5 protein-coding genes are annotated in these 7,317 nt (G+C 31.2%); 4 read left to right on the plus strand and 1 reads right to left on the minus strand.

Annotated features, from left to right (window positions below; all coding sequences use genetic code 11):
- Positions 1 to 10: 10 nt before the first annotated feature.
- The 3 genes from N5D90_RS13505 (at position 11) to N5D90_RS13515 (ending at position 4,830) form a co-directional block, all read left to right on the plus strand.
- On the plus strand, positions 11 to 1,204 hold the full coding sequence (locus tag N5D90_RS13505) for an HlyD family secretion protein (RefSeq protein ID WP_280062832.1): 1,194 nt from the start codon (positions 11 to 13) through the stop codon (positions 1,202 to 1,204).
- Between the two features lie 21 nt (positions 1,205 to 1,225).
- Entirely contained in the window at positions 1,226 to 2,797 is a 1,572-nt protein-coding gene (locus N5D90_RS13510) for a DHA2 family efflux MFS transporter permease subunit (protein ID WP_280062834.1), read from the plus strand.
- Between the two features lie 143 nt (positions 2,798 to 2,940).
- Complete coding sequence (locus tag N5D90_RS13515; RefSeq protein WP_280062836.1) at positions 2,941 to 4,830, plus strand: AAA family ATPase; 1,890 nt, start codon at positions 2,941 to 2,943, stop codon at positions 4,828 to 4,830.
- A 100-nt stretch (positions 4,831 to 4,930) separates the two neighbouring features.
- Here N5D90_RS13515 and N5D90_RS13520 read toward each other — a convergent pair whose 3' ends face one another.
- A complete protein-coding gene (locus tag N5D90_RS13520; RefSeq protein WP_280062837.1) occupies positions 4,931 to 5,635 on the minus strand; it encodes a DUF6261 family protein in 705 nt (234 codons plus the stop codon).
- 561 nt (positions 5,636 to 6,196) lie between these two features.
- Here N5D90_RS13520 and N5D90_RS13525 point away from each other — a divergent pair.
- Positions 6,197 to 7,195: a hypothetical protein gene (locus tag N5D90_RS13525; RefSeq protein WP_180905121.1), complete on the plus strand. Its 999-nt coding sequence runs from the start codon at positions 6,197 to 6,199 to the stop codon at positions 7,193 to 7,195.
- Positions 7,196 to 7,317: the final 122 nt, after the last annotated feature.

Raw genomic sequence — 7,317 nt, forward strand, 5'->3', positions numbered from 1 at the left:
ACCTCTCGATATGGAAGAAAATAATCAAGAAAAGAAAAAAATAAATTCAAAATTTATCATCGTTTTAGGAGCATTAATCATCCTTGGAGGTGGATATGGAGTTTATAAATATTTACACGGACAAGCGCACGAAATTACTGATGATGCACAAATTGAATCAAAAATAACACCTGTTATTCCTAAAGTTTCAGGATACATTCAGAAGATTTTAGTAGAAGATAACCAAATGGTTCACAAAGGTGATACGTTAGTTGTTTTGGACGGATCTGAATTTGCCTTGAAATTACAACAATCACAAGATGCTTTATTACAAGCAGAAGGTCAATTAGGAGTTGCTCACGCAGGCGTTTCTCAAGCTGGTGCAGCAATTGGAGTGACAGAAGCTGGTGCAGTTGCAGCAAATACTACAATCGAAACAGCTCAAGCAAGTGTTAATACAGCTCAAGCAAATGTAGAAGCAGCAAAAGTACAAGTTTGGAGAACGAAAAATGATTTTGATCGTTACAATAAATTATACCAAAATCAATCGATCACAAAACAACAATACGAGCAAGCTTTAGCAGCAAAAGAAACAGCTGAAAAACAATTACGAATTGTACAAGAACAATTAGGTGTTTCTCGTGCTCAATTAGCTTCTACAGCAAAACAAGCGCAAGCTACAGCAAAACAAGTAAACACTTCGAAAGCACAAGCTGATGCTTCGAAAGCACAAATTAAAGTTGCAGAAGCAGCAATTGGTCAAAGCAAAACAAACATCGATAATGCAAAATTATATTTGTCTTATACGTATGTAATTGCGGCTGAAGATGGACAAGTTTCTAAAATTAATTTACAACCAGGACAATTGGTTCAAGCTGGTCAATCTTTGTTTAATATTGTGACTACAAATAATATTTGGGTTGTGGCAAATTACAAAGAAACTCAATTAGAAAAAATTAGAGAAGGACAAGAAGCCATCATCAAAGTAGATGCATATCCAAACCACGAATTCAAAGCGAAAGTAACGTCTTTATCACCTGCAACTGGTGCTAAATTTGCGTTATTACCTCCAGATAATGCGTCTGGTAACTTCGTAAAAACAGTTCAACGTCTTCCTATTAAAATCGAATTTATCGATCAAAAAGACGAAATGTTGAAAATGATTCGTCCAGGTATGAACGTGGAAGCTGATATTCTTTTAAAATCGAATACTTCTGCAAAGTAATAACACCTATTCAGAAAAATTATGGAAGAAAATAATTTAGTTGAATATGGTGCAAGACGTGTAATCATCACCATTACCGCCATCATGTGTGCATTGTTAGAGATTGTTGATACAACAATTGTTAACGTTGCAATGAACGACATGAAAGGTAGTTTGGGTGTCTCTTTAACTGATATTGCGTGGGTGGTTACCGCTTACGCAATTGCCAACGTAATTGTAGTGCCGATGACCAGCTGGTTGTCGCAACAATTTGGACGACGCAATTATTTTGCGGCTTCGATTATCATTTTTACAGTTGCCTCATTTCTTTGTGGAAACGCAACAACATTGTGGGAAATTATCTTGTTCCGATTTATACAAGGACTTGGTGGTGGAGCGCTGTTGGTAACTTCGCAAACCATCATTACCGAAAGTTATCCACCCGAAAAACGTGGTTTAGCGCAAGCTATCTACGGAATGGGAGTTATCGTTGGTCCTACGCTTGGTCCACCTTTGGGAGGTTATATTATTGATAATTGGTCTTGGCCATATATATTTTACATCAATATTCCGATCGGGATTATTGCCGTATTGTTAACGATATCATTTGTTCGCAGTCCAAAATACGCAGAGAAATCAAAACTAAGTCAAGTCGATTTCTTGGGAATTATTTTATTAGCCATTGCAGTTGGATCGTTACAATATGTATTAGAACACGGACAACAAGACGACTGGTTCTCAGATTCGACAATTGTAACCTTGAGTATTGCAAGTTTCTTCGGATTCATTTTATTTGTTTGGCGAGAATTAATTTTCAAACATCCGATTGTAAATTTACGTGTACTGAAAGATAGCAACTTGGCAGTTGGTACTATTTTATCCTTCATCTTAGGATTTGGATTATATGGATCGACATTCGTTATTCCAATTTATACACAATCAATCTTAGGATGGACAGCGACTGATGCAGGTTTATTATTAATTCCTTCATCGTTGATGACTGCATTCATGATGCCAATCATCGCAACAATGTTACAAAAAGGTGTACCACCAAAATATATGGTTGCAGGAGGATTCTTTATCTTTTTCTGTTACAGTTTTTGGTCATACAAAATCTTAACACCAGACACAGGTTCCGAGCATTTCTTCTGGCCTTTAATTGTACGTGGAGTTGGATTAGGATTATTATTTGTACCTGTTACCACACTTTCACTATCAAGCTTGAAAGGGCAACAAATTGGTGAAGGAGCTGCCTTTACAGGTATGATGCGTCAGTTAGGAGGATCTTTTGGTATCGCGATTATTACAACATTTATTTCTCGTTGGACAGTTGGACACCGAACAAATTTAGTTTCGCATCTTGATACATCCGATTTTGATGTACAAAAACATATTCAGAATTTACAAATGAGCTTCGTGAGCAAAGGTTTTGCCCCAAATGAAGCATTAAATAAAGCCTACAACCTACTCGATTTACAAGTTACCAAACAAGCTACTGTATTAACGTACATGGATGTTTTCTTGTATTTGGGTGTAGTTTTCCTAATCTGTATTCCATTTATTTTGTTCTTTATCAAAAAAGGAGCAGGTAAAGTAATCAGTGCAGGACATTAATCAGAATAATTATTTTTAGTATTTCAGGTTTTTTATAAATGTAAAATCCATCTCAGTTCTTGAGATGGATTTTTTTGTTGAATTAAATATAAATGGATTATTTTAGAATTTGAATCTTATACTATAATTAGTACTTTAAAGACATGAAAGTAAAAAAAATAGATTTACCAGAAACTATAACATCTGGTATTGGACTTGCTGCTGTAAAAATGGACAGATTAAAAGATATTGTTTTAATAGCTGGTAAAAATGGATCAGGTAAAAGTAGATTATTAAATCTTATTAAAGATAATTTAATAAATATACCAAATAGTACAAGACAAATAGAATTAAACAGAGATGTAAAATCTCATAAAGAGCAAATTAAAATTTATGAGAACTATTTGCAAATATCAGATGAAGAGATAATTCATAAATATGGAACAAGCCGCGAAGGTATTGTTAATAACTTAAAATATTATTATGAACAATTAAAAATAAGTGAATCAAAATTAATAAGTCTGGAGTATTTCGAGTTTGATAAAGATGAAGCTATTTCTGTTGTTTATTTTGTCCCGAAATCATTAAGATTAACCGATAGTTATACTATTTCAAAACGTGAAATTGATAATTATGCTAATAATATTTATGAAATTGGTATTGAATCCATTGCTAACGGAGCTATTCCAGAAATAGATAGAGTCGTAAAGAGATGGATTACTGCATCCTCTGGAGTAAAAATTTCGGAAGAAGATAAAAACAAAGCAATTCAAGATTATGAAAAATTAAAAAAATATGTTAAACTATTTTTAAATACAGATTTAGAAAGTGATATTGATGGAAATCCTACAATATTTAATACTAGGATTGGTGAAGCAAACTTATCAGATGGACAAACTATTTTACTCCAATTTTGTATGGCTTTGTATGCTCAAGAAATTAAATTAGATAATTTAATTATTTTTATGGATGAACCAGAAAATCACTTACATCCTGCTGCTCTTATAGAAGTACTTGACAAAATATCTTCTCAAGTAAGAAATGGTCAAATTTGGATTGCGACACATTCTATTAACGTATTAGCACATTTTGATCCTTCAAATATTTGGTATATGGAAAATGGTAAAATATCATATGCAGGTAATGTCCCGCAAAAAGTTTTAAATGGATTATTGGGAGATGAAAGCGAAATTGATAAATTATCTAATTTTTTAGATTTACCAGCGAAAATGTCAATGAATAATTTTGCTTATGAAAGTTTATTAAATCCTGAAGTTGTTTTTACGGATAATACTGATCCTCAAACTAACCAAATTCATAAGTTAATTCAAAAAAAGATTGATTCGGGTGAAAAAATTAAAGTTTTAGACTTTGGTATAGGTAAAGGAAGATTACTTGCTTCAATTCATGAAAACGAAAGATTAAATGGTAGAAACGTTACTGATTGGTTAGACTTTTATGGTTTTGATATAACAGAAGAATATAAAGATGAATTAGAAGAATTATTTAAAGAAATTTATGGTGATTCTTCTACTAGATTTTTTAATGATAAAGCTAAATTAATTTCTTCTTTAGGTGAAAACACTTTTGATTTTATCATAATGAGTAATGTTTTTCATGAAATTGAACCAAAATATTGGATAAACTTATTCAATTCTCCAACTTCTGTTTTTAATACTCTAAAAGATGAAGGTGTCTTATTAATTATAGAGGATCAATATCTTGCTGTTGGTGAAAAAGCTCATGCAAATGGTTTTTTAGTATTTGATGAACTAGAATTTAAGAAACTCTTTAAAATAGAACAAGATGATGGATACATAACTACCGATTACAGAGGAGATGGTCGATTAAAATCTCATCATATCCCTAAAAAATGTATTACAAGAATTGATTCAAATTCTAAGAAAGTTGCATTAGAAGTTTTATTACAAAATTCAAAAGATAAAATAAAAGTAATTAGAGCTAAAGATTCTCCAACTTTTAAAGATGGTAAATTACATGGTTTTTGGAGTCAACAATTAGCTAATGCATCTTTAGTATTAGAAGAGCTATAATCTTATCAACATCACAAATAGAAATTAATTATATTAAAAACTCCACCTCAAACTAATGAGATGGAGTTTTTTTTTATTCAGTAATTAACGTTTAATAATTTTATAATGTCGGTTCGTTTGTTCCATTAGTAGACAGAGAACTATTCTTTGCAGCTTTCACAATTTCATTCAAATCATGGTACAATTTTGTCCAATCTGGTACATCTTTCATCGCTGTAATTAGATTGAGGTAAGATCGCAGCACTTGTTCCAATTCTTTTCGAGTAGATGAAGCACTAGCAATTTGGCGCAAATCTCCGTTGGCCTCTGCTTGTTGCGCAAATAATACCTCGAAATCTGTATGCTTTGTTTTCAGTTCAGTAAAAGCCGTTGCAAGCGCTAAATTTGTGAGACGTTGTGTGTTTTCAGGCTTTTCTAATTCTTCGATAAGCTTCTTCAATTGCGCTGTTTCGGCAGAATAGCTCAATCGGTCCAAATCCAATCCAAACGTTTGGAAAACTTTATACAAAGCTTCCGCATCTTGATAGTTTGCAACAGAAGTCAATTTGCGGTAACCATTCAGGAAAGCCTTCATGTTACTAAATGCAACATCTCGCTCTTTATCAGCTGTCGCCACCTCTTTTCCTTTTCCACTGTAAGTCAACTTTGCGTATACCGTATCGTAGTTTTGATAACTCGCAATAAGCGATAACAACAAAGGGTGATTCTCTACAATGGTATAATTTCCAGTTTGAGAAGAATTGATAATTCGCTGCGCTAATGTCGCCAGATTTTTTGTAGATAATGAAGTTAATGTAATTTTCATAGTAGATTGTTTTAGATTATAATTCACTTAATGTTAGTGTTTTATAAACTTAATCAATATATTATTATCAAACAATAGTTTTTATTATAAATAAGTAAAACAGACTTGTTTGTAATTAACTGAGGACTCGGGAAAGCTAAAACAGACTTGTTTCTAATCAACCGAGAACTCAGGAAAGGTAAAACAGACTTGTTTGTAATAAACCGAGGACTCGGGTAAGGTAAAACAGACTTGTTTTTAATCAACCGAGAACTCAGGAAAGCTAAAACAGGTTTGTTTATAATAAACCAAGGACTAAGGAAAGGTAAAACAGACCTGTTTGTAATAAACCGAGGACTCAGGCAAACTAAAACACACTTGTTTATAATAAACCAAGGACTCGAGAAAGGTAAAACAGACTTGTTTGTAATAAAATGAAAATTCTGCTAAGGTGAAATATATTTTTATTAAACAATTCGTTTATAAATAATTATATTAGCGAGTAATTGAACAAAATACAGATATAGATACCAATCTATATTTTATAAAATAATATGTTAGCTATAATATTTCTTTCGTGATATGAATATAAAAGACTTAGCTTTAAAAATTGATGAATTATCATCTAATTTCAAAATCGGAAATCTACAAGAAATAAGAAAGAATCTAAAAAATTTAAAAGCAAAACCTGGCTCAAAAATATTCAATGATAAAACAACATTTGATGATTGGGCGTTCCATTATGGAGGAAGGAAAGAATTACAATTCAACATTGGTAATGAAGATGAAGGGATTAGATATGGAATTGCATTTTCATTAGAACCAAGTCAATCATTACCTAATATTCAAGATTTATTTCCAAAAATATTACGTTTAAATTCTCTAATAATAAATCAACCTGATTTATTTTCTGACTATAAAATGTGGTATTGGCAAAATGGAAAACGTAGTGTAATAAACAATGTATTTGAAATAAATGAACAACTAACAAAAATTGGAACTTTTATTTTTATAGGAAAATTAGTTGATTATAATAATGTTAATGTAATTGAAATTCTTAAAGATTTTGATGATTTATTGAACATCTATATCGAAGTAGAAAATGAAAACATTACAATTGGACCTCAAAACCAAAAATCTACAACTGGATTTATATTTGCTAGTGGAAGACCAAACCTTCCTCAAAGCACTAAATACACAAGAACCCAACAACAAATAAATGTAAATGCAAGACATTCGTTCTTACAAGAAAAACTATACAAAAAGCTAACATCAGTATTTGGTGAAGAAACTGTTGGAATGGAAATATTTTTAAATGGAAAAAAAATAGATTTAGTTTTAAAAATAAATAATTTATTTACTTTTTATGAAATTAAAACTTCCAACTCAGCAAAACAATGTATTAGAGAAGCCCTTGGACAAATATTTGAATATACCTACTTTGACGGAAAAAAATATGCAGATGAAATTGTAATTGCAGGCGAATATCCAATTGATAAATCAACCCAAAAGTATTTAAAATTCCTAAATTCAGAATTTAATTTACCAATATCATATCATCAAATAGATATTAATTTTTAACAAAACTACAGCTAATAACTAAGGTGTCTTATCTATAAACAAAAGGAATATTCTTAAATCACAGAACACAAACTAAAAACTCCTTGTCAAGATTCAAAAACTTTGACAAGGTGTTTTTTTTC

Origin of the sequence: Empedobacter sp. GD03797 (assembly GCF_029842105.1) — a bacterium.
Lineage (GTDB): Bacteria > Bacteroidota > Bacteroidia > Flavobacteriales > Weeksellaceae > Empedobacter > Empedobacter falsenii_C.

Excerpts from the sequence above, each read along its gene's own strand:
- N5D90_RS13520 (WP_280062837.1), bottom strand. The coding sequence starts at position 5,635 with ATGAAAATTACATTAACTTCATTATCTACAAAAAATCTGGCGACATTA.
- N5D90_RS13505 (WP_280062832.1), top strand. The coding sequence starts at position 11 with ATGGAAGAAAATAATCAAGAAAAGAAAAAAATAAATTCAAAATTTATC.
- N5D90_RS13525 (WP_180905121.1), top strand. The coding sequence starts at position 6,197 with ATGAATATAAAAGACTTAGCTTTAAAAATTGATGAATTATCATCTAAT.
- N5D90_RS13515 (WP_280062836.1), top strand. The coding sequence starts at position 2,941 with ATGAAAGTAAAAAAAATAGATTTACCAGAAACTATAACATCTGGTATT.
- N5D90_RS13510 (WP_280062834.1), top strand. The coding sequence starts at position 1,226 with ATGGAAGAAAATAATTTAGTTGAATATGGTGCAAGACGTGTAATCATC.